The organism is Curtobacterium sp. MCBA15_012, from assembly GCF_001864935.2.
Taxonomy (GTDB): domain Bacteria; phylum Actinomycetota; class Actinomycetes; order Actinomycetales; family Microbacteriaceae; genus Curtobacterium.
The window spans coordinates 978921-1004199 of the sequence record NZ_CP126267.1 but is presented as its reverse complement, the minus strand read 5'-3'; the positions used below and the strand labels follow the sequence as shown (position 1 = coordinate 1004199).

The 25279-nt window shown below is 70.9% G+C and carries 24 protein-coding genes and 1 riboswitch; of the genes, 10 read left to right on the top strand and 14 right to left on the bottom strand.

The features are described 5' to 3' along the window. Positions 1-95: 95 nt before the first annotated feature. Genes QOL15_RS04645 through QOL15_RS04635 form a run of 3 tightly spaced genes read right to left on the bottom strand, consistent with a single transcriptional unit; the run spans position 96 to position 4232 of the window. On the bottom strand, positions 96-2222 hold the full coding sequence (locus QOL15_RS04645; protein WP_065959683.1) for an ABC transporter ATP-binding protein: 2127 nt from the start codon (positions 2220-2222) through the stop codon (positions 96-98). After that, positions 2219-3247, bottom strand: coding sequence for an ABC transporter permease (locus QOL15_RS04640; protein WP_083394163.1), 1029 nt, complete (start codon positions 3245-3247; stop codon positions 2219-2221). Before QOL15_RS04640 ends, QOL15_RS04645 begins: the two co-directional genes overlap by 4 nt. Before the next feature lies 1 nt (position 3248). Continuing rightward, positions 3249-4232, bottom strand: a complete 984-nt coding sequence (locus tag QOL15_RS04635) for an ABC transporter permease (RefSeq protein WP_065959770.1) — start codon at positions 4230-4232, stop codon at positions 3249-3251. 144 nt (positions 4233-4376) lie between these two features. Here QOL15_RS04635 and QOL15_RS04630 point away from each other — a divergent pair, with 144 nt between their 5' ends. From QOL15_RS04630 to QOL15_RS04620, 3 genes are all read left to right on the top strand, one after another. Further along, complete coding sequence (locus tag QOL15_RS04630) at positions 4377-6059, top strand: ABC transporter family substrate-binding protein (RefSeq protein WP_071249593.1); 1683 nt, start codon at positions 4377-4379, stop codon at positions 6057-6059. 137 nt (positions 6060-6196) lie between these two features. After that, entirely contained in the window at positions 6197-6676 is a 480-nt protein-coding gene (locus tag QOL15_RS04625) for a peroxiredoxin (RefSeq protein ID WP_071249588.1), read from the top strand. Positions 6677-6982: 306 nt separating this feature from the next. After that, entirely contained in the window at positions 6983-7531 is a 549-nt protein-coding gene (locus QOL15_RS04620) for a hypothetical protein (RefSeq protein WP_071249586.1), read from the top strand. 200 nt (positions 7532-7731) lie between these two features. Here QOL15_RS04620 and QOL15_RS04615 read toward each other — a convergent pair whose 3' ends face one another. From QOL15_RS04615 to gcvT, 8 genes are all read right to left on the bottom strand, one after another. Further along, on the bottom strand, positions 7732-8244 hold the full coding sequence (locus tag QOL15_RS04615; RefSeq protein ID WP_071248395.1) for a PH domain-containing protein: 513 nt from the start codon (positions 8242-8244) through the stop codon (positions 7732-7734). 62 nt (positions 8245-8306) lie between these two features. Further along, positions 8307-10049, bottom strand: a complete 1743-nt coding sequence (locus tag QOL15_RS04610; RefSeq protein ID WP_065959690.1) for an ABC transporter ATP-binding protein — start codon at positions 10047-10049, stop codon at positions 8307-8309. Next, positions 10046-10996: an ABC transporter permease gene (locus tag QOL15_RS04605; RefSeq protein ID WP_065959692.1), complete on the bottom strand. Its 951-nt coding sequence runs from the start codon at positions 10994-10996 to the stop codon at positions 10046-10048. The genes QOL15_RS04610 and QOL15_RS04605 overlap by 4 nt, the downstream gene beginning before the upstream one ends. Then, positions 10986-11915: an ABC transporter permease gene (locus QOL15_RS04600; protein WP_065959693.1), complete on the bottom strand. Its 930-nt coding sequence runs from the start codon at positions 11913-11915 to the stop codon at positions 10986-10988. The genes QOL15_RS04605 and QOL15_RS04600 overlap by 11 nt, the downstream gene beginning before the upstream one ends. Before the next feature lie 229 nt (positions 11916-12144). Then, positions 12145-13776, bottom strand: a complete 1632-nt coding sequence (locus QOL15_RS04595; protein WP_065959694.1) for an ABC transporter substrate-binding protein — start codon at positions 13774-13776, stop codon at positions 12145-12147. Between the two features lie 441 nt (positions 13777-14217). Further along, a complete protein-coding gene (gcvP, locus tag QOL15_RS04590) occupies positions 14218-17178 on the bottom strand; it encodes an aminomethyl-transferring glycine dehydrogenase (RefSeq protein ID WP_083394052.1) in 2961 nt (986 codons plus the stop codon). Next, a complete protein-coding gene (gene gcvH, locus QOL15_RS04585) occupies positions 17175-17552 on the bottom strand; it encodes a glycine cleavage system protein GcvH (protein WP_065959696.1) in 378 nt (125 codons plus the stop codon). Before gcvH ends, gcvP begins: the two co-directional genes overlap by 4 nt. Before the next feature lie 5 nt (positions 17553-17557). Beyond that, complete coding sequence (gene gcvT, locus QOL15_RS04580) at positions 17558-18679, bottom strand: glycine cleavage system aminomethyltransferase GcvT (RefSeq protein WP_253181531.1); 1122 nt, start codon at positions 18677-18679, stop codon at positions 17558-17560. Positions 18680-18849: 170 nt separating this feature from the next. Continuing rightward, a riboswitch (glycine riboswitch) is annotated at positions 18850-18940 on the bottom strand. A gap of 104 nt (positions 18941-19044) precedes the next feature. Between gcvT and QOL15_RS04575 the strand changes: the two genes are divergently transcribed. Genes QOL15_RS04575 through QOL15_RS04560 form a run of 4 tightly spaced genes read left to right on the top strand, consistent with a single transcriptional unit; the run spans position 19045 to position 20942 of the window. Beyond that, positions 19045-19419 (top strand): BlaI/MecI/CopY family transcriptional regulator, encoded by a 375-nt coding sequence (locus QOL15_RS04575; RefSeq protein ID WP_065959699.1) that lies wholly within the window; start codon positions 19045-19047, stop codon positions 19417-19419. Between the two features lie 13 nt (positions 19420-19432). Next, entirely contained in the window at positions 19433-20170 is a 738-nt protein-coding gene (locus tag QOL15_RS04570) for a M56 family metallopeptidase (RefSeq protein ID WP_071248392.1), read from the top strand. Positions 20171-20208: 38 nt separating this feature from the next. Beyond that, a complete protein-coding gene (locus QOL15_RS04565) occupies positions 20209-20691 on the top strand; it encodes an FBP domain-containing protein (protein ID WP_065959705.1) in 483 nt (160 codons plus the stop codon). Next, entirely contained in the window at positions 20688-20942 is a 255-nt protein-coding gene (locus tag QOL15_RS04560; protein ID WP_065959710.1) for a hypothetical protein, read from the top strand. The genes QOL15_RS04565 and QOL15_RS04560 overlap by 4 nt, the downstream gene beginning before the upstream one ends. A gap of 124 nt (positions 20943-21066) precedes the next feature. Here QOL15_RS04560 and QOL15_RS04555 read toward each other — a convergent pair whose 3' ends face one another. Continuing rightward, a complete protein-coding gene (locus QOL15_RS04555) occupies positions 21067-21945 on the bottom strand; it encodes a LysR substrate-binding domain-containing protein (RefSeq protein WP_071248390.1) in 879 nt (292 codons plus the stop codon). Positions 21946-22014: 69 nt separating this feature from the next. Between QOL15_RS04555 and QOL15_RS04550 the strand changes: the two genes are divergently transcribed. The 3 genes from QOL15_RS04550 to QOL15_RS04540 are packed head-to-tail and all read left to right on the top strand — an operon-like array spanning position 22015 to position 23260. After that, the gene (locus tag QOL15_RS04550) at positions 22015-22548 is read left to right on the top strand and encodes a GNAT family N-acetyltransferase (protein WP_071248387.1); all 534 of its coding nucleotides are present in this window, start codon (positions 22015-22017) and stop codon (positions 22546-22548) included. A gap of 26 nt (positions 22549-22574) precedes the next feature. Further along, positions 22575-23054 carry a GNAT family N-acetyltransferase gene (locus QOL15_RS04545; protein ID WP_071248384.1) on the top strand — a complete coding sequence of 160 codons (480 nt, stop codon included), beginning with the start codon at positions 22575-22577 and terminating at the stop codon, positions 23052-23054. A gap of 17 nt (positions 23055-23071) precedes the next feature. Next, positions 23072-23260 carry a hypothetical protein gene (locus QOL15_RS04540; protein ID WP_065959716.1) on the top strand — a complete coding sequence of 63 codons (189 nt, stop codon included), beginning with the start codon at positions 23072-23074 and terminating at the stop codon, positions 23258-23260. Between the two features lie 16 nt (positions 23261-23276). On the opposite strand, the gene QOL15_RS04535 is transcribed toward QOL15_RS04540, so the two are convergent. Beyond that, positions 23277-23801, bottom strand: coding sequence for a DUF2087 domain-containing protein (locus QOL15_RS04535; protein WP_071248381.1), 525 nt, complete (start codon positions 23799-23801; stop codon positions 23277-23279). Positions 23802-23960: 159 nt separating this feature from the next. Further along, positions 23961-25148, bottom strand: a complete 1188-nt coding sequence (locus QOL15_RS04530) for a MalY/PatB family protein (RefSeq protein ID WP_254784143.1) — start codon at positions 25146-25148, stop codon at positions 23961-23963. Positions 25149-25279 lie beyond the last annotated feature (131 nt).

Below are 25279 nucleotides of genomic sequence, written 5' to 3'. Positions count from 1 at the left end.
GGGACCGCGGGACGGACGGGAGGCGCGGTGCGGGCCCGCACCGCGCCTCCCGTCCGTCCGTGGGTCGCGACCGCCCGTGGGTCGCGTCCGGTGGGTCAGGCCACGAGCTGCGGGACCTTCTCGGGGTAGTGGCACGCCGCGCGGTGGTCGACGGCCTCGCCGCGGCGCGGCTCCTTGTCCGGGACCTCGTCGCGGCACCGGGCCTGCTCGGCCTCGGGCAGCATCGCGTAGAGCGGGCAGCGCGACCGGAACCGGCAGCCCGTCGGACGCTCGGTCGGGCTCGGCGGGTCACCGGGCAGCAGGATGGTCCGCCGCGCGCGCTCGACCGCGGGGTCCGGCACCGGCACCGCCGACATGAGCGCCGCCGTGTACGGGTGCATCGGCCGCTCGAAGACCTCGTCGACGGATCCTTCCTCGACCGTGCGGCCGAGGTACATCACGCTGACGCGGTCGGCCACGTGCCGGATCACCGACAGGTCGTGCGACACGAACAGGTACGACAGCCCGAGCCGCGCCTTGAGGTCGGCGAGCAGGTTGAGCACGCCCGCCTGGATCGAGACGTCCAGCGCGGAGACCGGCTCGTCGAGCACGATGAGCTCCGGCTCGGTGGCGAGTGCCCGCGCGATCGAGATGCGCTGCCGCTGGCCACCCGAGAACTCGTGCGGGAAGCGATCAGCCTCGGCGGCGCGCAGGCCGACCAGCCCGAGGAGCTCGGGCACCCGTGCGGCGATGCGGTCGGCGGACGCCCCGACCGCGCGGAGCGGCTCGGCGACGACGTCGTACACCGACATGCGCGGGTCGAGGCTCGCTGCCGGGTCCTGGAACACCATCGAGATGCGCTGCCGGAGCTGCTTCGACGCGACCACGGGCTGCCCGAACAGCTCGACGGTGCCGTGCTCGGGTCGTTCGAGGTCCATGAGCTGGTGCAGCGTCGTCGACTTGCCCGACCCGGACTCCCCCACGAGGCCGAGCGTCTCGCCCTGCCGGATGTCGAGGTCCACCCCGTCGACCGCGAAGACCTCGCCGACCTTCCGCTTGAACAGCGCGCCCTTGAGCAGCGGGAACGTCTTCGTCAGGCCCTCGACCTGCACGACGGCGGGCCGGTCGGCCCGGTCGGTCGCGGTCCGTGCGGCGCCGGTGTCGACGGCCTCGGGCAGGTGGAAGATCGCACCGGCGTCCGCGTGGGCCGCCGCGACCTCGTCGGTCCGGTGGCATGCGACCGCGTGCGGAGCAGCCGTGTCGACGGGCTCCTCGCCGGGGACGCCGGCGGCCACGTCGACCGCGGCGAGCGGCGGCTCGGAACCCCGGCACACCGCGGCGGCGAGCGGGCAGCGGTCCGCGAACGGGCAGGCGTCGGTCAGACCGATCAGCGACGGCGGCGAGCCCGGGATCGGCACGAGCGGGTCGCCGCTCGACTCGTCGAGCCGGGGCAGCGCGCCGATGAGCCCGATCGTGTACGGCATCCGGGGCCGCGCGAAGAGCTCCTCGGCCGTGGCGGTCTCGACGATGCGTCCGGCGTACATCACGGCGATGCGGTCGGCGATCCCGGCGATGACGCCGAGGTCGTGACTGACGAAGACGAGCGCCGCGCCGGTCTCGCGCTGGGCGGTCCGGAGCACGTCGATGATCTGCGCCTGGATCGTCACGTCGAGGGCGGTCGTCGGCTCGTCGGCGAGGATGACGTCGGGGTCGTTCGCCATCGCCATCGCGATCATCGCGCGCTGGCGCATGCCGCCCGAGAACTCGTGCGGGAAGGCGTCGACGCGCTGGTCGGCCTGCGGGATGCCGACGAGCCGGAGCAGCTCGATCGCACGGTCACGGGCCTCCTGCTTGGACGCCCCTCGGTGCAGACGCACGGTCTCGGCGATCTGCTCGCCGATCGTGTAGACGGGCGTGAACGCCGACAGCGGGTCCTGGAAGACCATCGCGACCTTCGCGCCGCGGAGCCGGCTCATCTGCTTGTCGCTGCGGCCGAGGAGTTCCTCGCCCTCGAGCTCGATCGAGCCGGTGACCTTCGTGGTCTCCGGCAGCAGCCCGAGGATCGCCATGCTCGTGACGGACTTGCCCGAGCCGGACTCCCCCACGATGCCGAGGACCTCGCCCCGGCGCAGCTCGAGGTCGACACCGCGGACGGCGTGCACGACGCCGCGCGGGGTCGGGAAGCGGACGTCGAGGTCGCGGACCCGGAGGACCGTGTCGGTGGTGGTCGTGGTGGTGCTCATGCGCCGGCCCCCGCCTGCGTGGTGATCGTCGCCGCGTCGACCGCGGCCTGGTTCTGGTCCCGCTTGCGGCCCGTGCGCTTCTGCCGCTTGCCGGTCGCCGAGGTCGGGTCGAGGGCGTCGCGCAGGCCGTCGCCGAGCAGGTTCGCCGCGATCGCGAAGACCACGAGCGCGCCGGCGGCGAAGAAGAACAGCCACGGGCTGGTCAGTGCTGCGTCCTGGTTCTGCGCGATGAGCGTGCCGAGCGAGACGTCCGGCGGCTGCACGCCGAAGCCGAAGTAGCTCAGGCTCGTCTCGGACAGCACCGCGGCGCCGACCTGGATCGTCCCGTCGATGATGAGGAACGACGCGACGTTCGGCAGGATGTGCCGGAAGATGATCCGGAACGGACCGATGCCCATGTAGCGGGCTGCCCGGACGAACTCGCGCTCCTTCACCGACAGGGTCATCGACCGGACGACCCTGGCGGTGATCATCCATCCGAAGCCGGCGATGAGCACGACGAGCACGATCCACCCGGCGTTCTGGATGCGCGGGCTGATGATCGCGATGATGAGGAACGACGGCAGCACGAGCAGCATGTCGACGAAGAACATCACGATGCGGTCGGTCCAGCCACCGAAGTAGCCTGCGGCTGCTCCGGCGAGCGCGGCGATGGCGGTCGAGAACACCGCGACGAGCAGGCCGATGAGCAGGCTCTTCTGCATGCCCCGGGCGGTCTGCGCGAAGACGTCCTGCCCGATGCCGTTGGTCCCGAACCAGTGGGCGCCGCTCGGCGGCTGCGAGAACGCGGTGTAGTCGATCTGGGCGTAGCCGTAGGGGCTCACCAGCGGACCGATGAACGCGAAGGCGAAGAGCAGCACGATCACGACGGCGCCGACGCCGGCACCGCGGTTCATGAAGACGCGGGCGATCGTCTGCGCCAAGCGGCTGCGCTGCTTGCGGCCGGGCTCCGACGTGCCGGGGAGGGGCGTGTCCGCACGTCCGACGGTCGTCCCGTCGACGGGCTCGATGCGGGTGTCGGTCATGTCAGTTCCTCCGGACGCGCGGGTCGAGGACAGCCGTGAGGGTGTCGGCCAGGAACCCGGCGATGAGCACCATCACCGAGGCGAACAGCGAGTAGGCCGTGACGGCGTTGACGTCGTTGTTGTTCACCGAGTCGATGAACCACGCCCCGAGACCGTTCCACCCGAAGATCTTCTCGGTGAAGATCGCGCCGGTCAGGATGCCGAGGAAGCCGTACGCGAACAGTGTCGTCATCGGCAACAACGCCGTCCGGAGCCCGTGCTTGAAGGTCGCCTGGCGCTTCGTCAGGCCCTTCGCCCGCGCGGTGCGGAGGAAGTCCGACCCGAGGACGTCGAGCATCGTCGCGCGCTGGTACCGGCTGTAGATCGCGATGAGGCCGAGTGCGATCGAGATCGTCGGCAGCAGCAGGTGCACGCCGCGGTCGAGGAGGAGCTCGGCCCAGCTCCCGGACAGCCCGGGCGTCGCCTCACCGGTGAAGTTGATGATCTGCGTCCCGGTGTCCTGGTTGAGCTTCGTCGCTCCGATCTTCAGGAACACCGCCGTCAGGAACACGGGCGTCGAGATGAGGACGATCGACACGACCGCGCTCACCCGGTCGGACACCCGGTACTGCCGGATCGCGTTCCAGACCCCGAGGAGCACCCCGAGCAGGATGCCGACGATCGTGCCCACGAGCAGCAGCCGCAGGCTCACCCCGAGTCGCGGCCAGAACTGGTCGGCGACGGGACGGTCCTGGATCGTCTGACCGAGGTTGCCCTGCACGGCGTCGCCGAGCCAGTGTCCGTAGCGGACCACGATCGGCGTCTTGTCGTTCACGCCGATGTCGTCGAGCTTCCGGTCGATGGTCGCAGCGGGCGGGGCCGGGTTGCGTTCGGCGTAGACGGAACGGGGGCTGAACGTCGCCGACGAGAGGAAGTACGTCAACGATGTGGCGAGGAACACGAGCACGACGTAGTACACGAGTCGACGCGCCAGGAAGCGGGTCATGCGGAACACCATACGACCCCGATTGTTTCGGGCAGATGTCGTGCACCGACCCGCCGCGTAACGAATTGGCATGTGCAACAGAACCGGTCGACCACCCCCGCCCAGGGGTCGTACAGTGATCCCCAACTTCACGAGGGGAAGAACATGAAGCACAGGAACGTCCTCGCGTTGACGGCGGCACTCGCCGGCTTCGCGCTCGTCGCCACCGGTTGCTCGAGCGGATCCAACGGTGGGTCCGGCGGCGCCTCGGACGACTCGGGCAAGAAGACGCTGCCCACCACGGCGCAGATCAACGAGCACCCCGTCTCCGACCTGGAGCAGGGCGGCACACTGCGACTCCCGATCTCGCAGTGGATCACCCAGTGGAACTACAACCAGGTCGACGGCGCACTGGTCGACGCGGCGACGATCGAACAGGCGACGATGCCGTTCGTGTACACGATCGACGGCAAGGGCGCCCCCGAACTCGACACCGACTACGTCTCGAAGGCCGAGGCCACGAGCGACGACCCGCTCACGATCGAGTACACGATCAACCCGGACGCGAAGTGGAACGACGGTTCCGCGATCACGTGGAAGGACTTCGAGAACGAGTGGAAGGCCCTGAACGGGTCGAACAAGGAGTACCTCGTCGGCTCGACCACGGGCTACGAGGACATCGCATCGGTGTCCCAGGGCTCGGACGAGCGTGACGTGAAGGTCGTGTTCTCCAAGCCCTTCTCCGACTGGAAGTCGCTGTTCAGCCCGCTCTACCCGGCCAGCCAGACGGACACCCCGGAGAAGTTCAACGAGGCGTACAAGGGCAACGTCCCCGTGTCGTCCGGTCCGTACAAGGTCGGGAAGCTCGACGAGACCGCCCAGACCGTGACGATCGTGCCGGACAGCAACTGGTGGGGCGAGAAGCCGAAGCTGGACCAGGTCATCTTCCGCGCGCTCGACGGCAACGCCGACGTGGATGCCTACCTGAACAAGGAGATCGACTCGGTCCTGACGACGACGTCCGAGCGGTTCGACCGCGTCAAGGACGCGAAGGACTCGAAGATCTACGCGTCCACCTCAGCGCAGTACACGCACGTCGACTTCTCGTCGAAGGGCATCCTGAAGGACAAGCAGCTCCGACTCGCGATCCAGCACTCCGTCAACCGCGAGGCACTGGCGCAGGTCATCGGCGGGACCCTCCCCTACAAGCTCGGCACGCTCGACAACCACCTGTTCCTGTCGACGGACGACGGCTACCAGTCGAACACCGACCCGAACGGGACCTTCGACGTCGAGAAGGCGAAGAAGATCCTCGACGACGACGGGTGGAAGACCGACGGCACCTACCGCAAGAAGGACGGCAAGACCCTCTCGCTGTCGATCACGATCCCGTCGGGCGCGACGTCGTCGCAGAAGCTCTCCGAGGTCATGCAGCAGCAGCTCAAGGACGTCGGCATCCAGCTGAAGCTCAAGTCGGTGGCGGTCGACGACTTCTTCGAGCAGTACGTCACGCCGGGCAACTACGACATGACGATCTTCGTCTGGGGCGGCACCGGCTTCCACTCGAGCAGCGCATCGATCTACACGACCGGCGACACCGGCCAGAACTACGGCCGCATCGCTGACTCCACCATCGACGCGCTCGTGAAGAAGGCCATCGCCGAGCCGGACACCACCAAGGCCAACAAGATCTGGAACCAGATCGACGAGAAGGTCTGGGCGATCGGGCACTCCATGCCGATCACCGCCAAGCCCGCACTCGTGGCCCAGAACCCGAAGCTCGCCAACTACGGCGCGTTCGCGGGGGCCCAGAACATCGACTGGACCAAGGTCGGCTTCACCAAGTAACACCGCACGAGCGACAGCGCTCGCGCAACACCGCACCACCCCTCGACGGGCCCGGACGCACCCCGCGTCCGGGCCCGTCCCACGTCCGTGGCCGCGCGTCGTCCCCTCGCGGCGCACCGTGCCCCTACGGTGAGCGCATGAGCATCCCCGAGGTCGGCGACCGGGCACCCGACTTCACCCTCCCCGGCACGACCCTGCACGCCGGCACCCGGATCGACGGGGAGTACGCCCTCGCCGCCGCGATCGGGCGACCGGTCGTGCTCGCCTTCTACCCCGGTGACGCCACCCCGCGGTGCACCGCGCAGCTGTGCTCGTACCAGGAGGAGCTCGACGACTTCGTCGAGCTCGGTGCCGTGGTGTGGGGCATCAGCCCGCAGGCACTCGACTCCCACGAGGCGTTCGCCCGCGGTGCCTCGCTGACGTTCCCGCTCCTCAGCGACACCTCGGGCGACGTCGTCCGCGCCTACGGCGTGCAGGCGCCCGGGATCGGTCTGCGCCGGTCGGTGTTCGTGGTCGACGCGGACGGCGTGGTGCGCTGGCGGCACGTCGGGCTGGTCGGGCTCCGATTCCCCCGCGCCGCGACCATCCGCGAGCAGGTCGAACAGCTCGTCAGCTGACCCGGGGCGCCCGGAGAACGACCCTTCCTGAAGGTTCTGCGTCGACCGTTGACACCCGGACGGGGGTGCGCGGAACATGGTCTGCACGAACCGACCACGAGGGTCAGCCTCCCCGGGGAACCAGGTCGTCCGAGGGTACGCGCCGGTGTGTCACATCCGCTCCCCGGACGTCCCCGGGGAGGCACTCACGTCCCCCGGTGGGTCGGACACGGTGGAGCAGGCACCGTGGAGCCGACCCGGTGGAGCAGGCACCGTGGAGCCACCCGCCGCCGCGGTCCCGCCGCACCGCTCCCGTACGATGACGCGGTGACCACGATCATCGCCCCCGGCATGCGGCAGCTCGCGATCGTCCTCTGGGTCGTCGCGGTCGTGCTCCTCCCGCTCGCACTGGTCACCGGCGACCACCCCTGGCTCGCCCCCGTCCCGACCCTGTTCATCGCGCTCGTCGCCTGGGCGGTCCTCTGGCGTCCGCGGTTCGAGCTCCGCCCGGACGCACTGGTCGTCGTCGACGTGCGCCGGACGAGCACCTACGCCTGGCCGCGCGTGCAGGAGGTCCGGACGAAGTACGGCATCGAGGTCGTCTCCAGCGAGGGCGTGCGGCGGACCTGGCTGGCGACCCGGCCCACGGCCCGGCTCGCGGTCCGGCACGACGGTCGGCCGGGAGGCGCGACACCGGTCGACGTCGAGGCTGCGGCTGCCGAGGTGCGCGCGCTGGTCCCGACCGTGGTCGCGACGGACGGTCCGCCGCCGGCGACCGTCGTCGCGCAGCCGATCACGCACCGGGCGCACGGGTGGTCGGTGCTCGCGATGATCGTGCTCGGTGTGGCCGCGTCGATGGCGGCCGCGCAGCTCTGACCGCCGCGTCGGGATCCGCCGGGCGGCCGACCGGAGTCGCCGGAGCGGGACGCGCGGGGCGGAGCCGCCGCGCGCCTCCCGACCGGTCCCCCACCGGACGTGACGGGCACGACCGAGCCGCCACGCGCCTCCCGACCGGTCCCCCACCGGACGTGACGGGCACGACCGAGCCTCCACGCGCCTCCCGACGGGCCGCGCCGTCAGGCGACCGCGGTCACCGTCGCGGTCACGACGGAGACCACGAGCAGGACGCCCGCGACCGCGCCGAGGACGACCGGCACGCGGTCCCAGGTCGTCTCGACCGGAGCGACCGGAGCGACCGTTCCGGCGACCCTCCGTCGCTCCGCGAGGCGGTCGAGCAGCGGCCGCACCGCCGGGGCGTCCGCCGGTCCCCCGGCCCCGGGACGACGGCGGGGCAGCGCGGGGCCACCGCGACAGGTGACCGTCCGCCCGTCGACCGTGTCGACGAGGACCTGCCAGCGCTGGCGGACCGCCCGGACCGCCGGCCACGGCACCCGGGTCGTCCGGAGCGGGTTCACGACCGTGACCGCGTCGTCGTCGAACCGGATGCACGGCCGGACCGTGGCGACCCAGGTGACCCACACGGCGGCCGCGACGGGACCGAGGGCGACGAGGACCACGTCCCAGCTCCCGCGCGCCGCGGCGTCGGCCAGCAGGAGCACCCCCAGCACCACGACGAGGCCGGACGCCACCGCACTTCCGCGACCAGCGCGGAGGACGACGGGGCGTCCGGCCTCGGGGTGGGGCAGCGGGATCAGCGCCCGAACTCGAACCCGGCGCCGGGGATGGCGGCGAGCAGGTCCTTCGTGTACTGCTCCTGCGGCGAGGCGAAGACCTCGTCGGTGGTCGCCTTCTCGACGATCTGTCCCTTGCGCATGACGCACACGTTGTCCGCGACGAGGCGGACGACCGCGAGGTCGTGCGTGATGAACAGGTACGTCAGGCCGAGCTCGGTCTGCAGCTCGGTGAGCAGGTCGAGGATCTGCCCCTGCACGAGCACGTCGAGCGCCGAGACGGCCTCGTCGAGCACGATGACCTCGGGCTTGAGCGCGAGCGCACGGGCCACGGCGATGCGCTGCCGCTGACCGCCCGAGAGCTCGTTCGGGTAGCGGTTCACCATCGACTTCGGCAGCGCGACCTGGTCGAGCAGCTCGAGCACGCGGGCCCGGCGGCTTGCCTTGTCGCCGACCTTGTGCGTCGCCAGCGGCTCCGCGATCGTGTTGCCGACGTTGTACATCGGGTCCAGGGAGCCGTACGGGTCCTGGAACACCGGCTGCACGCGACGGCGGAAGTCGAAGAGCTCCTTGCCCTTCAGCGCGCCGATGTCCGTGCCGTCGAAGGTGACCGACCCGGACGTGATCGACTCGAGCTGCAGGACGAGCTTCGCGACGGTCGACTTGCCCGAACCGGACTCGCCGACGAGCGCCGTGGTGGTGCCCTTCGGGATCGAGAACGAGACGTCGTCGACGGCCTTCAGCTCGCGGCTCTGCAGGTTCTTGCCGCGCAGCTTGTAGACCTTCTCGAGGTTCTTCACCACGATGAGGTCCTCGGCGGGACGCTGCTCGCGCTCGTGGGCGCGGGCGATGAGCTCGTCGTCCTCGCTCCCCGCGTCGGCGATGTCGATGCGCTGGTGCTGCACCTTCGACTGGATGCGACGGCTCGCGAGCGACGGTGCCGCCGCGACGAGGCGCTGCGTGTACGGGTGCTGCGGGTTCGCCAGGATCTCCTTGGACGGACCCGACTCGACGACCTGGCCCTTGTACATCACGACGAGCTTCTCGGCGCGCTCGGCCGCGAGGCCGAGGTCGTGCGTGATGAACAGGACCGAGGTCCCGAAGTCGCGCGTCAGGGTCTCGAGGTGGTCGAGGATGACGCGCTGGACCGTGACGTCGAGCGCCGAGGTCGGCTCGTCGGCGATGAGCAGCTGCGGGCGGCTCGACAGACCGATGCCGATGAGCACGCGCTGCCGCATGCCGCCGGAGAACTCGTGCGGGAACTGCTTGAGCCGGGTCGCGGCGTCGCCGAGGCCGGCCTCCTGCAGCACCTCGACCGCGCGCGCGCGGATGGCGTGCTTGCCGGTCGCCATGCCGTTGGCCTTGATGGCCTCCTCGACCTGGAAACCGATGGACCACAGCGGGTTGAGGTTCGACATCGGGTCCTGCGGGACGTAGCCGATCTCCTTCCCGCGGATCTCCGACATCTCCTTGTCGCTGAGCCCGACGAGCTCGCGCCCGTTGAACTTGATCGACCCGCCGGTGACCTCACCGGTGCCGGCGAGCAGCTTGATGATCGCCTGCGCGCTGGTCGACTTGCCGGAGCCCGACTCGCCGACGATGGCGAGGCGTTCGCCCTGGTCGAGGGTGAAGTCCACGCCGCGGACGGCCTGGACGAGACCGCTCTGGGTCCGGAACCCCACCTGGAGGCCGGAGACCTCGAGGAGCGGGGTGCCGGGGGTGCGGCGGCGGTCGGTGGTGGGATCGGTGAGCGTCTCGGTCATCGACGGGCCCTCGCCTTCGGGTCGAGCGCGTCACGGACCACGTCGCCGAGGAGCAGGAACGCGAGCACGGTGATGGACAGGGCGGCCGAGGGCCAGAAGATCGTCGCCGGGTTGGTGCGGATCGACGTCTGCGCGGTGCCGATGTCGAGGCCCCAGCTGAGCGCCGACGGCGGCAGACCGATACCGAGGAACGACAGGGTCGCCTCGGCCACGATGAACGTGCCGAGCGAGACCGTCGCGACGACGATGACCGGTGCGAGCGCGTTCGGGATGACGTGGCGCACGAGCGTGGTGAAGCGGCCGACGCCGAGCGCCGCCGAGGCGGTCACGTAGTCGGACTGCTTCGCGCTGAGCACGGCACCACGCATGATGCGCGCGATCTGCGGCCACGCGAACGCGGCGAGCACGAGCGCGACGGTGATCGCGTTGCGGGCGGGGATGACCGACATGATCACGATCGCGCCGAGGATGGTCGGGATCGAGAAGAAGATGTCGCCGATGCGGGACACGATCGTGTCGAGCCAGCCGCCGTAGAACCCGGCGAGGGCGCCGACCACGATGCCGACGATCGACACGAGGACCGTCGCCACGAGGCCGACGATGATCGAGTTCTGCGCGCCCCAGATGACACGGGCGTACACGTCGTAGCCCTGGCGGGTGTACCCGAGCGGGTGGCCCGGACGGGGACCCTCGTCACTGAAGTCGAGGTTCGCCGCACGCGGGTCGACGTGGGTGAACAGCCCGGGGAAGATCGCGACGACCAGCACGAGCAGGATGAGGACGGACGAGATCCAGAACGTCGGACGGGTGCGCATGGAGTCCCATGCGTCCGTCCAGGTGGAACGGGTCTTCTCGTCCTCGTTGACCTGGTCGACCGCCTGCAGCGGCGTCTCCTCGATCGGCGCGACGTAGTGCGTCGCGGAACGGGACTCGGCGTTACTTGGCATAGCGGATCCTCGGGTCCAGGACGGCGTAGAGCAGGTCGACCAGGAGGTTGGCGAGCATGAAGATGATGACCATCACGGCGACGAACGACACGACCGTGGGGCCCTCGCCGAGCTTGACGGCCCGGAACACCGTGCCACCGACACCGTTGATGTTGAAGATGCCCTCGGTGACGACCGCGCCGACCATCAGGTTGCCGATGTCGACACCCAGGTAGGTCACCACGGGGATGAGCGAGTTGCGGAAGATGTGCACCCCGACGACCCGGCGGCGCGGGAGCCCCTTGGCCGTCGCGGTCCGCACGAAGTCGGCGCTCATGTTCTCGGCGACGCTCGCGCGGGTCAGGCGGACGATGTACGCGAACGACACCGACGCCAGCACGATCGCCGGCAGGACGAGCTCCGACCACGGTGCCTGTCCGGAGACGGTCACGCGGAACAGCCCGAGCTGGATGCCGAACACGTACTGCAGCAGGAAGCCGACGACGAAGGTCGGGACCGAGATGAGCAGCAGGGACACGACGAGGGCCGTGGCGTCGAACCACTTGCCCTTCTTGAGGCCCGCGATCACGCCGACGACGATGCCGGCGACGGCCTCGAAGACGAGCGCGAGGATCGCGAGGCGTGCCGTGATCGGGAAGGCCGACGCGAGCTGCTGCGAGACCGGCAGGCCCGAGTAGGTCACGCCGAGGTCGCCCTTGAAGACCCCGCCGATCCAGAGCAGGTACTGGACGATGAACGGCTTGTCCAGGTTGTACTGCTGCCGGAGCTGCTCGATCACCTGCGGCGTCGGCTGGCGGTCGCCGAACAGCGCGGCGATCGGGTCGCCGGGCAGCGAGAAGACCATGAAGTAGATGAGGAACGTGGCCCCGAAGAACACGGGGATGAGTTGCAGGAGGCGCTTGCCGAGGTACCAGAGCATCAGATCGCCCGGTCCTGTGCGGCGCGCATGTCGTTCAGGTTCATGTCGTGAGGGGTGGACGGTCCGCGGGTCGGCACGGGTGTCCGGTGCGGGCGGCGGCGCCCGCGGTTGTGGGGGAAGGTGTGACCGCCGTGGTACGGGGGCCCGAGGACCGTGTGGTCCCCGGACCCCCGTCCGGTGGCCGCGGAGCAGGATACCTGCTCGCGGTGTGTCTCCGAGGAGACGGGTGTTACTTCTTGACCTCGACGTCGTAGTACAGCGGCACCGAGTCCCAGCCGAACTTGACGTTCGACACGTTGTCAGCGGACCAGACACCGGTCACGTTGGCGTACCAGAGCGGGATCTCCGGCAGGTCCTGGAACAGCAGCTCCTGGGCCTGGTCGAAGTACTTGTTGCCCTCCTCGACGGAGGACGCCGAGCGGCCCTTGGCGAGCAGCGCGTTGTACTCCGGCGAGTCGTAGCGCGCGTAGTTGCTCGACGAGCCCTTGCCCATGGTCGGGCCGAGGAAGTTGTACAGCGACGGGTAGTCGGCCTGCCAACCGGTGCGGCTACCGCCCGTGAGCTTGTCGTTCTTCTGCGCGTCCAGGGCTTCCTGGAACGTCGGGATCGCCTTGCCCTCGGCCTTGATGCCGAGCGTGCTCGCGATGGAGTTCGTGACCGCGGTCACCCATGCCTCGTGGCCACCGTCGGCGTTGTAGGCGATGGTCAGGGTCTCGTCGTACGGCGAGATCTTGTTGGCCTGGTCCCAGAGGTCCTTCGCCTTCGACTTGTCGTAGTCGAGGACGTCCGAGCCCTTGAGGTCGTCCGACCAGCCGGCGATGACCGGGGACGTGAAGTCCTTGGCCGGGGTGCGCGTGCCGTCGAAGATCTTGTCGGTGATCTGCTTGCGGTTGATCGCCATCGAGATCGCCTCGCGACGCAGCTTTCCCTCTTCACCCTTCCAGTGGTCGAGGTAGTAGGGCAGGTAGAAGCCCTGGAAGATCGCTGCGGCCTGGTTGACGTTCGAGTCGGGGAAGTCCGACTTGTAGGTCTTGAAGGCGGCGTCCGGGATCGCGTCCAGGATGTCGAGGTTGCCACCCTGGACGTCCGCGTAGGCGGTGTCCTGCGTGGTGTAGAACGTGATCGTCAGACCACCGTTCTTCGGCTTGCGCTTGCCCTCGTAGTCCTTGTTGGTGACGAGCTTGATGGACTGGTTGTGCGTCCACGCCTTGTCGTTCGCCAGCTTGTAGGGACCGTTGCCGATCGGGTTCTCGCCGAAGGCCTTGGTGTCCTTGTAGAACTCCGACGGCAGCGGCATGAAGGCCGAGTAGCCGAGCGACAGCGGGAAGTCCGACTGCGGGGAGTTCAGCGTCACCGTGAACTCGGAGTCGCTCTTGACCTTGAGGCCGGTGAGCTCCGAGTCCTTCTCGGCGTCGTAGCCCTGGATGTTCTCGAAGAAGTAGTTCGCGCCCTGCGCGTTCGAGAACTGTGAAGCCCAGTTCCACGCCTTCGTGAAGGACTCCGCCGTGACCTTCTCGCCGTTGGTGAAGGTGTAGTTGGTGTTGAGCTTGATGTCGTAGGTCTTGGAGTCATCGGTGGTGATGCTCTTCGCGACCTCGTTGACCGGCTTGCCCTTGGCGTCGTACGAGACGAGGCCCTCGAAGATCGACGTGATGATCTTGCCGCCACCGGTCTCGGTGGAGTTCGAGGGGATGAGCGGGTTCTGGGGTTCGCTGCCGTTGGTGGTGACGATCCCGGACGCGTTCGTCGAGCCCGAGTCACCGCCGTTGCTGCTGCTGCTGTTGGTCGAGCAGCCGGTCAGGGCGAGTGCTGTGGCCCCGAGCACGGCGAGGGCTGAGAGCCCAGCGCGCTTCTTGATCAAGGTTCCTCCTGGTGCATGGGACGCGCCAGGCACAGAGGTGCTACCGGGCGCGCTTGTCCTTGCACTGTAGGCAGTGGCGCGACCGCCGACCAAACCCTGCGGCCATCGGTTACAAACCGGAAACCAAGTTGCACGATCCTTGCGGCAGGATGCAAGTTCCGTGCGCTCTACGGCTCGTAGAGCGGATTCGTTGCTTCTGCAACGAACTTGTTGCACTGCTCGACAGCCTTGTGCAAGCAGCCGGCCACCTCGATGTGGTGGAGCGCTCCGACCCTCGAAGCCCCTCTGGGACCGTCCGGGACGACCTCGGGACCCTGTCCGGGGCCAGCCGCGCTGGTCTGCCACCGACAGTGCGACCGACAGCGCCACCGACGCAGCGAGCCCCGCCCGGCAGGACCGGACGGGGCTCACGTTACCCCCTTCCGGGGGTGTGTGACGCGATCAGGCGAAGGCCTCGATCGGCGGGCAGGCGCACACGAGGTTGCGGTCGCCGTACGCCTGGTCGATCCGGCGCACCGGCGGCCAGTACTTCCGGGCGACGATCCCGGGCGTCGGGTAGACGGCCTGCTCGCGCGTGTAGGGGTGCGTCCACTCCCCCGTGATCGCCGACGCCGCGGTGTGCGGCGCGTTGACCAGCGGGTTGTCGTCGGCCGGCCACTCGCCCCGCTCGACCGCTGCGGCCTCGGCACGGATCGCGAGCATGGCGTCGACGAAGCGGTCGAGCTCGGCGAGGTCCTCGCTCTCGGTCGGTTCGACCATGAGCGTGCCCGCGACGGGGAAGGACATCGTCGGCGCGTGGAAGCCGTGGTCGACGAGGCGCTTCGCGACGTCGTCGACCGTGATGCCCGTGGTGTCCCGCAGGGGCCGGAGGTCGAGGATGCACTCGTGCGCGACGAGCCCCGCGTCGCCGGTGTACAGGACGGGGAAGGCGTCGCGCAGCCGCGCCGCGACGTAGTTCGCCCCGAGCACCGCTGCCTCGGTCGCCCGGGTGAGGCCCTCGAGCCCCATCATCCGCACGTACGTCCACGTGATCGGCAGGATGCTCGGGCTGCCGTACGGTGCCGCACTGACCGGACCACCCGCGTGCGCGAGCCGACCCTCGATCGTGACGTCGGCGGAGGAGGAGCCCGGCCGACGGTCCGCCTGCTGGGCCATCGGGTGCGCGGGGAGGAACGGCGCGAGGTGCGCCTTCGCCGCGACCGGACCGACACCCGGACCGCCACCGCCGTGCGGGATGCAGAAGGTCTTGTGCAGGTTGAGGTGCGACACGTCGCCGCCGAAGTCCCCGAAGCGGGCGTGCCCGAGGAGCGCGTTGAGGTTCGCGCCGTCGACGTAGACCTGGCCGCCGGCGTCGTGCACGGCGTCGCAGATGTCGCGGATGTCGTGCTCGTAGACCCCGTGCGTGGACGGGTACGTGACCATGAGCGCGGCGAGCTGCGCGCCGTGCTGCGCGGTCTTCGCGCGGAGGTCGTCGAGGTCGACGTTGCCGTTCTCGTCGCACGCGACCACCACGACGCGCATGCCGGCGAGGACCGCCGACGCCGCGTTCGTGCCGTGCGCGCTCGACGGGATCAGGCACACCGTGCGCTCGGTGTCGCCGTTCGCCAGGTGGTACCCGCGGATCGCCAGGAGGCCGGCGAGCTCGCCCTGGCTGCCGGCGTTCGGCTGCAGGGACACGGTGTCGTAGCCGGTGACCTCGGCGAGCCAGGTCTCCAGGTCGCCGATCATGTCGAGGTACCCCGTGACGTCGTCGGCGGGCGCGAACGGGTGCACGTTCGCGAACTCCGGCCAGGTCACGGCCGCCATCTCGGTCGCCGCGTTGAGCTTCATCGTGCAGCTGCCGAGCGGGATCATGCCGCGGTCGAGCGCGTAGTCCTTGTCCGACAGGTGCTTCAGGTACCGCATCATGCGGGTCTCGCTGCGGTGCGCGCTGAACACGGGGTGCGTCAGGTAGTCGCTGCTGCGCAGCAGACCGGACGGGAGGCCCGTGGTCGCGTCGCGCACGGCGCGCTCGGTCGCCGGGACGGTCGCGTCCACGGCCCCGAACACGTGGGCGAGCGCGCTCACGTCGTCCGGCGTGGTGGTCTCGTCGACCGACACCTGGAACGTGTCGGCGTCGACCTGGTGCAGCAGGTAGCCGGCGTCGCGGGCGGCGTCGACGAGCGCGCCCGCACGGCCCTCGGCGCGGAGCACCAGCGTGTCGAAGAACGCGTCGTGCTCGACGGCGAGTCCGGCGTCGCGTGCCGCCCCGGCGAGGGCGCCCGTCGTCCGGGCGACGCGGTCCGCGATGAACCGCAGCCCCTCGGGGCCGTGGTAGACCGCGTACATCGAGGCCATCACGGCGAGCAGGACCTGCGCGGTGCAGATGTTGCTCGTCGCCTTCTCGCGGCGGATGTGCTGCTCGCGGGTCTGGAGGCTCAGGCGGTAGGCCATCTGTCCGTCGGCGTCGAACGAGACACCGACCAGGCGACCGGGCAGCTGGCGCTCGAGACCGGCACGGACGGCGAGGTACCCGGCGTGCGGGCCGCCGAAACCGAGCGGGACGCCGAAGCGCTGGCTCGTGCCGACGGCGACGTCGGCGCCGAGGTCGCCGGGGCTGGCGAGCAGCGTCATCGCGAGCAGGTCGGCCGCGACGACGGCGATCCCGCCGCCCGCGTGGACGCGCTCGATGGTGGCGCTCGGGTCGACGACACGGCCCGAGGCGCCCGGGTACTGCAGGACGACACCGAACGCGCCGTCGAGCTGCTCGTCGGACGGACCGGACACCGCGTCGAACCCGCGGAGCTCGATGCCGACGGCGTCGGCGCGGTGGTCGAGGAGCGCGCGGGTCTGCGGCAGGAGGTCGGCGTCCACGAGGAACGCGTCGCCCGTCACCTTGGACGCACGACGGGCCAGGAGCATGCCCTCGACGACGGCCGTGCCCTCGTCGAGCATCGACGCGCCGGCGGTCGCCATGCCCGTGAGGTCGGAGACCATCGTCTGGAAGTTGATGAGCGCCTCGAGCCGGCCCTGCGAGATCTCGGGCTGGTACGGCGTGTAGGCCGTGTACCAGCTCGGGTTCTCGAGCACGTTGCGCTGGATCACCGCGGGCGTGTGGGTGCCGTGGTAGCCGAGACCGATCATCGCGCGGCGGACGGTGTTGCGGGATGCCTTGGCGCGCAGCTCGGCGAGCGCCTCGGTCTCGCCGACGGCGGCCGGGATCGAGGAGCGCTCGACCGGGGCGGCGTGGATCGACTCCGGGATCGCCGCGCGGACGAGGGCGTCGAGCGACGGCTGCCCGACGACCTCGAGCATGGCCCGCTGGTCGGCCGGCGTGGTGCCGATGTGCCGGTCGGCGAAGGTGGTCTGCAGGTTCTCGTCCCGCGTGACCGTGGGCTGCTGGTTCGCGTCGAGGGTCGTCATGCGATGGACGCCCGGTACGCGTCGTGGTCCATGAGGTCCTCGGGGAACGAGGTGCCGTCCACCTTGAGCTTGACGAGCCAGCCGGTGCCGAACGGGTCCTGGTTGACGGTGTCGGGTGCGTCGACCACGGCGTCGTTGATCGCGACGACCTGGCCCTCGATCGGCGCGAACAGCTCGCCGACGCTCTTGGTCGACTCGATCTCGCCGATCTGCTGGCCGGCGGTCGTCGTGGTGCCGACGGCGGGGAGCTCGACGTAGACGACGTCGCCGAGCTGCTCGGCGGCGTGGTCGGTGATGCCGACGGTGACGGTGTCGCCCTCGACGAGGAGCCACTCGTGGTCGGCGGTGTACTGGAGTGCGGTCTGGTCGGTCACGGGGCTCAGCCTCTCGGGGTGCGGCGGTAGAAGGGGAACGGGACGACGGTGCTGGGGACGGCGGTGCCGCGGACGTCGATGTGGAGGACTCGTCCCCCGTCGGCGTCCGAGACCGCGGCGAGCGCCGCCGGGTCGACGAAGGCCATCGCGACGGGGTGCCCGAGCGTCGGCGACAGCGCCCCGCTCGTCACGGTGCCGACCACGGCACCGTCGAGCTGGACGTCGTAGCCGGCCCGGGGTGCGCGCCGGCCCTCGGTGACGAGGCCGACGAGCACGCGGGCGTCGTCGGCCGGCACGACACCGGCATCGCCGACGAACGATCCCTCGGTCGCGACCACCCGGCCGAGCCCGGCCTGCGCCGGACGGACCTCGGTGCTCAGCTCGTGCCCGTAGAGGGGCATGCCGGCCTCGAGCCGCAGGGTGTCGCGCGCGGCGAGACCGGCCGGGACGACACCGCGGTCGGCGCCGGTCTCGAGCAGCGCGTCCCACAGCGCGACCGCGACGTCCGGGGCGACGTAGAGCTCGAAGCCGTCCTCGCCGGTGTAGCCGGTGCGGGCGACGAGCACCTCGCTGCCGTCGAACGTGGCGTGCAGCACGCGGTAGTAGCGGAGCTCGTCGAGCGGGGTCTCGGGCTGCAGGCGGTCGGCCACGACCAGGGCGTCGAGCGTGCCCGCGGCGGCGGGGCCCTGGATCGCGACGAGCGCGGTGGTGTCCGAGTCGTCCGACACCACGACGTCGAAGCCGGCGGCGCGTTCGGTCAGCGCGGCGACGGCGACCTCGCGGTTGGCGGCGTTCGCCACGACCAGGAAGACGTCCTCGTCGGTGCGGTAGACGACGAGGTCGTCGAGGATGCCGCCGTCCTCGGCGAGCAGGAGCGAGTACTTCGCCCGACCGACCGGCATCGCGCCGAAGGTCCCGGCGAGCGCGTGGTCGAGGAACGGGACGGCGTCGGAACCGGTCACGCCGACCTCGGCCATGTGCGACAGGTCGAAGACACCGGCCGCGGTGCGCACGGCGTGGTGCTCGGCGAGGTCGGACGAGTACCGCACGGGCATCCGGTACCCGGCGAAGTCGGTGAAGCTTGCGCCCGCTGCTTCGTGCGCGGGTTCGAGGGGGGACGAACGCATGACGGAGTTCTCCTGGCATCGGCAGGTCCCGACGGCCGTCGTCGGGCGGAACTCCCCCTCTGTCATGGGCCTGAGAGTTTCACCGCGGCCCGTGAGGTCCGGCGGCTTTCACCGTGGGCGAGACACGGGCCGGTCCCGGTGGGGGACCCGTGGCTGCTTTTCAGAGTGGCCTGTCCGCTGCGGTCTGGGACCTGAGAGATTGACGGGGAGGTTGCTCCTTCGGTGCCGGGCGCGTGCGCTCGACTCTCCCGCGGCGGGTGATCGGCCGGTGTTCAGTTGTCCGCGACGAGCATAGCGATGCCGCGTTTCCGGCATGTGACGGATCCGGGCTGCGGAGGACGTTCGACGACTCGTAGAATGCGGGGATGGCAGGACAGCGATCGCGCCCCCGCGGGCAGCTCGAACAGGCGGTGCTCGAGACGCTGTGGTCGGCGGACACCGGGATGACCGCGCGACAGGTGCTGGACGCGTTCCCCGAGCCGCGGCCGGCACTGACGACCGTCCTCACCGTGCTCGACCGGCTCGGCCGCAAGGGCCAGGTGGACCGGCAGGAGCACGACGACGCACCCCTGACCTTCCGCGCCGTGCACACCCGTGAGCAGCAGACCGCGTCGCTCATGTCGAACGCGCTCGCCGCCGCCTCCGACCGCGAGGCCGCCCTGCTCCAGTTCACCGGCTCGCTCGCCTCGGACGACCTCGACGTCCTCCGCCGGGCCCTCGACGCGCGAGCGCGTTCCTGACCGGGCACCGCCAGTGGTCGTCGCCGGGGTCGCGCTCGTCGTGTCCGCTCTCGTCGTCGTGGTGGTCGCCCCCCGGGTGCTGACCCGTTCGGCGTGGACGATCAGCCACCCGCGCACCGCACTGGTGTCGTGGTCGCTCGCGGTCGTGCTCGGGGTCGTCGGCTTCGTGCTCGGCATCGCGTTCGTGGTGCTCGCCGACCGACCGCTCACCGACCCGTTCCGGCTGGACGACTCCCCCACGCACGGCCTGAACATCGGCGTCGCGCTCCTCGCCGTGCTCGCCTTCGTCGTCGCGGTGCGGGTCCGGCCGGGCGCCGAGCAGGTCGCCGTGCGCGAGGCGATGCGGGCCGGGGCAGCACCGCACCGTGAGATCGACGGCACCCCCGTCGCCGTCGTCGAGGCGGACCACGCACTGGCCTGTGCCGTCCCCGGCCGGGAGGGCGGGGTGCTCGTCAGCACCGGGCTCGCGGACCTGCTGCGGACCGACGAACTGGAGGCCGTGGTCGCCCACGAACGCGCGCACCTGACCCAGCGCCACGCGGTCGCGGTCGCGGTCGCCGAGTCGATCGAACGTGCGGTCCCGTGGGTGCCCGGCGCGCGCGCCATGGCGCGCTCGACGCGCGTCCTCGTCGAGTTCGCGGCGGACGACGCGGCCGCACGCCGCGTCGGGCGGGACGCGCTGCGTCGGGCGGTGCTCGTGGCGGACGGGACGAGCGCACTCGGGGCGATCCGCGCCTCCAGACTGGAGTAGCGGCCACCGTCGGAGGTGAGGCATAGGGTGAACGCACCGTGAAGCCACTGACCGAAGCAGACATCCGTTCGTCGTTCGTGAACGCCACCCCGGAGGAACTCGAGCAGCTGCCGATCCCCGGCCTGCACGAGATGCTCTGGGACGAACGCGAGTTCCTCGGCTGGCGCGACCCGCAGGCCGCCCGCCGCGGCTACATCGTGTCGTGGGTCGACGACCGTCCCGTCGGGATCGTCGTGCGCTCCGCCGGTGGGTCGCTCCGCCCGGGGATCGCCGCGATGTGCTCCTTCTGCCACTCCCCGCAGCCCGCGACACAGGTCCGCCTGTTCTCGGCGGCACGCGCGGGCGAGTCCGGACGCAACGGCAACACGATCGGCTCGTACATCTGCGAGGACCTCGGGTGCTCGATGCTCATCCGCACCGCCCCGCCGCACCTGAACCCGCCGGCGACCATCGCGATGCGTGGCGAAGCGCTGCTGCGCCGGGTGCAGAACTTCACCGCGGACGTGTCGAAGACCGCGTGAGCCGGTTCGCGACCGCTCGTTGGGCCGTCGTCGAGGAGCTCGGCGACGGACGGTGGCGACTGTCGGTTCGGGACGAGGCGGACGACGAACTCGGCGCGTTCGGGCTCGGGGTCGAGGGGGCGTGGGACCCGGACGTCGAGCCGCACGTGGGGTTCGTGCTCGTGCAGCTCGGGGTGACGCTCCGTGGGGCACGGCCGTGGCACGAGGACGAGCTCGGGGACCAGCGGGCGGCGGTGCTGCCGCTCGGTTGAGTGGCAGCGCGGTCGGTCGTCGGGACGGGGCTCGGTCGCATCGTCAGGGCTCCGTCGCATCGTCGGGGCTCGCTGCCGGGCCGGGGCTCGATGCCGGGCCGGGGATCGCTGCCGGCCTGCGCCGTCAGCGCTCGGTCGCGGCGATGAAGTTCCGCAGGATCTCGCGGTCGTCGTCGGCACGCACCGCCCAGTGCAGCTCGCTCCGGTGCTCGTCGCCGTCCAGCGGCAGCAGCACGACCGTGTCCGGGGCCGCGAGCGTCGCGCTCTCCGGTGCCACCGTCACCCCGAGCCCCACCCCGACCAGGTGCAGCACGGTGGCCCAGGTCGTGGCCTCCTGGACCACCTGGGGGCGGCGTCCGTCCACGACGACCGGAGCCAGGTTGCGCTCCGTCGCCACCGCACCGGCGATGGGCGGGAAGAACACGAACGGCTCGTCGACGAGCTCGGTCCCGGCGATGCTCGCTCGGCCGGCGAGCCGGTGCCCACGCGGGACCGCCGCGACGAACCGCTCGGTGCGGAACGGCAGGAGCCCCACGGCCGGGTCCGGGTCGGGGTCGCGCACGACGGCCAGGTCGAGCTCGCCGCGGACGATCCGGGCGAGGAGCGTCGACGAGTAGCCCTCGGTGAGCTCCACCCGCACCAGGGGGAAGCGCTGCCGGAACACCTGGACGCGTTCGACCGGTCCGAGGGGCAGCGCCGAGACGACGAACCCGACGTCGAGCCGACCGACCTCGCCACGGCTGACCCGGACGACCTCGTCGAGGTCCCGTTCCGCCTGCTCGAGCAGCGAGCGCGCACGACCCTGCAGCACCCGCCCGGCGGGGGTGAGCGCGACGCTGCGCGACGTCCGGACGAACAGGTCGACGCCGAGGTCGCGCTCGGTGCGGCGGATCTGCTGCGACAACGCCGGTTGTGCGATGCGGAGCCGTTCGGCGGCCCGACTGAAGTGCAGTTCGTCGGCCACCGCGAGGAACGCCCGGAGCTGGCGCAGGTCCACATCCATGCACGCAGCGTACTGATCCACCGTGATCGGTATTGGACGTGCATGCATCGACCGTCCGAGGATGGACGCATGCCCGACACCGCTGCTGCCGCTGCCGCTGCCTCACCCGCACCCGCTTCCCACCCGGCCTCGGCCCTGGCCATCGTCGAACTCGCGACGCCCGCCGATGCCGATGCGTTCCGCACCCTCAACGAGTCCTGGATCGAGCGGTACTTCACGCTCGAGGACGAGGACCGCGCGATCCTGGGCGACCCGGCCGGCCGCATCGTCGAGCCCGGGGGCGCCGTGTTCGTCGCCCGTCTGGACGACGAGGTGATCGGGTGCATCGGCCTGATGCCGGTCGGCGACCGGGTCTTCGAGCTCGTGAAGATGGCGGTCTCCCCCGCACACCAAGGGCACGGCACCGGCCGGAAGCTCATCGCGGTCGCGCTCGACCGGGCACGGGAGCTCGGTGCTCGACGCGTCGTCCTGGAGAGCAACAGCCAGCTCGCGAGCGCCGTGCACCTGTACGAGGCGTTCGGGTTCCGGCACCTCGGGCACGACGAGGTGGCACCGAGCCCGTACGTCCGGGCGGACGTGCACATGGTGCTCGACCTGGCGTGACCGGACCGGCGGTAGCGTCGGGCGCGATGGACATCCGCTCGCGTCAGGACGCCGACCTCGTGCCCCTCGTCGAGGTGCTCCGGCGGACACACGAGGGCGGGTACCCGGCGCACTGGCCCGTCGACCCCGAGCGATGGCTGTCGCCGCCCGGGTTCCTCGCGGCGTGGACGGCGCTGGTCGGCGACGTCCCGGTCGGCCACGTGGGGCTCGCTGCTCCCGATCCGGACGCACCGCCGCTGGTCACCCGCCTGCTCGTCCACCCGGACCACCGCGGACGCGGGGTCGCCGACACCCTGATGGCGACGGTCGAGGCGACGGCCGGTGTCCTCGCCGGGCCGGCCCGCGGCCTGCAGGTCCTCCGGCTCGACGTCACCGAGGAGACGCCCGGAGCGTGGCGGCTGTACGAGCGGCGTGGGTGGCAGCTGACCGGACGCCGACCCGCGGACTGGCGGAAGCCGGACGGGTCCGTCCCGGTGGTGCGCTGGTACGAGAAGCGTCTGGGGTGAGCCGGTACGCTCGCGGCATGGCGACGTACCAGGTGCAGGCCGTCCGAGAGCGCGGCGCGTGGCAGGTGTTCATCGAGGGGACCCTCGTCACCGAGGTGGTGCGGTGGCCGTCCGTCGCCTTCGTCGCCCGCGAGTTCCTCGCGATGGACCGTGACGACGACCTGCGGATCCAGGTGGTCGGTCGCAACCAGTACGTCGACGCCTGACCCCGTCCCCGTTCCCTCAGCCGGCCGTGCGCGTCCGGGAGTAGGCGCTGCCGTCGGCGTCGCGCACGACGAGACCGAAGTCGACCAGGTACCGCCGGAGCGTCACGGGATCCTCGTGGAACCGCCGGAGTCGCTCGGTGACGGCGCGTTCGTCGAGGACCTCCTCCGGGGTGAGCGCCCGCTCCACGACCCACTGCAGCACGGCTCGACGGTCCGCGGGCGATGCCGGGTACTGCGCGATCCGGCCGTCCTCCAGGAAGCGCTCGACGCCCTGCGGTCGCGCTGACGTTCCGGCCGCCAGCGCGGCGGCGAACACCTCCGGTCCCGCGACGTACCCGCCGTCGTCGGTGACGGTCACGAGTCCCACGCGCTGCAGCGCCCGCAGTGCACGTCGGGTCCGGGCCGGGAGCTGACCGCCCTCCCCGTCCCCCGCAGGCGACGACACCACGCCGAGGACGACCTGGGCGTACACCCGCCGACGGTCGTCGTCCGCCAGCACGGCGAAGACGGGTCGCCAGTCACGTTCGGTGTGCTCGGTCACGTCGGTCCCCTCCTGTCGGTCCTCCGCACGTGCAGCTCGGCGCGACGGATCCGATCGCCCCGGGGTGCTCTGCTGACGCCAAGGCTCCCACGCCGCTGCCACGCCGACCCGCGCCTCGTCGCAGCGCACGGGATCCCGCGCGGCGACGACGGCCGCTGGTCACGCCACGTGCCAGACCAGCCCCTCCTGCGCCCCCGACGGGTACGCCGCCGCGATCCGGTGCACGGCCTCGCGCAGCGTCTCCGGCGAGCAGGCGAGGTTGAGCCGGGCGAACCCCCGCCCCTGCGCGCCGAACCCGAGCCCGGAGTTCAGCGCCACGTAGGCGTTCTCGCGCAGCGGCACGGCCGGGTCGTCGCCGAGCCCGATCCCCCGGAAGTCGAGCCACGCCAGGTAGCCGGCGCGCGGACGGGTGTAGACGACGCCGGGCAGGTGCTCGGCGAGCAGGGTACCGAGCAGCCGTTCGTTCGCGACGATCCGCCCGACCACCTCGTCGAGCCAGTCCGTCGCCAGGCTGAACGCCGCGAGGTTCGCGTGCAGCCCGAGGATGCTCGTGCGGCAGGCGACCTCCTCCCACAGCGACTCGAGCAGGGCGGCGGTGCGGTCGTCTCCGGCGACGATGACCGAGCACTTCACGCCGGCGAGGTTCCACCCCTTGCTCGCGCTCGTCACGCAGACGCTGCGCGCACCGGCGGCCTCGGCCACCATCGAGAACGGGGTGAACCGGACGCCGGGGTGGGTGAGCGGCGCGTGGATCTCGTCGCTGACGACCAGGACGTCGTAGCGCGCGGCGAGGGCGGCGAGCGCCTCGAGGTCGGCGCGGTCGTGCACGAGTCCCATCGGGTTGTGCGGGTTGCAGAGCAGGAACACCCGGACACCGTCGGCGAAGGCCCGCTCGAGGCCGTCGAGGTCGAGTCGGTAGACGCCCCACTGCTCGGCGAGCGGCACCTCCTCGACCTGACACCGTGCCTCCTCGACGAGTTCGAAGAACGGCGGGTACACCGGCGGCGTGATCGCGACCCGGCCGCCGTCGGGCAGTGCGAGCCGCAGCGTCTCGACGATCCCGACGCTGACGTCGGTCGCCAGGTGGATCCGTGCCGGGTCGACGTGCCACCCCCACCGGTCCGCCGCGAACCGCGCGAACGCGGGCGCGAGCGGACCCGGCCCGTCCAGGTAGCCCAGGTCGGACTGCTGCACCCGTTCGACGAGCGCCTGCCGGATCGCCGGCGCGACGTCGTGGTCCATCTCGGCGACGAACAGCGGCAGCACCTCGGGTGCGTACCGCGTCCACTTGATGCTCGTCCGCACCCCGCGGAGCGTCCCGACCGGGTCCTGCTCGTCGTCCGCCATGCGTCCCAGCATGCATCGGCCGGGAGGCGCGGTGCGAGTCCGGCCGTCATCCCGCGTCGCACAGGTGGTCACGTCTCCACGCATCGGCCCTGTGGACACAGGACGGTCGTCCACAACCCGCCTGCGACCGC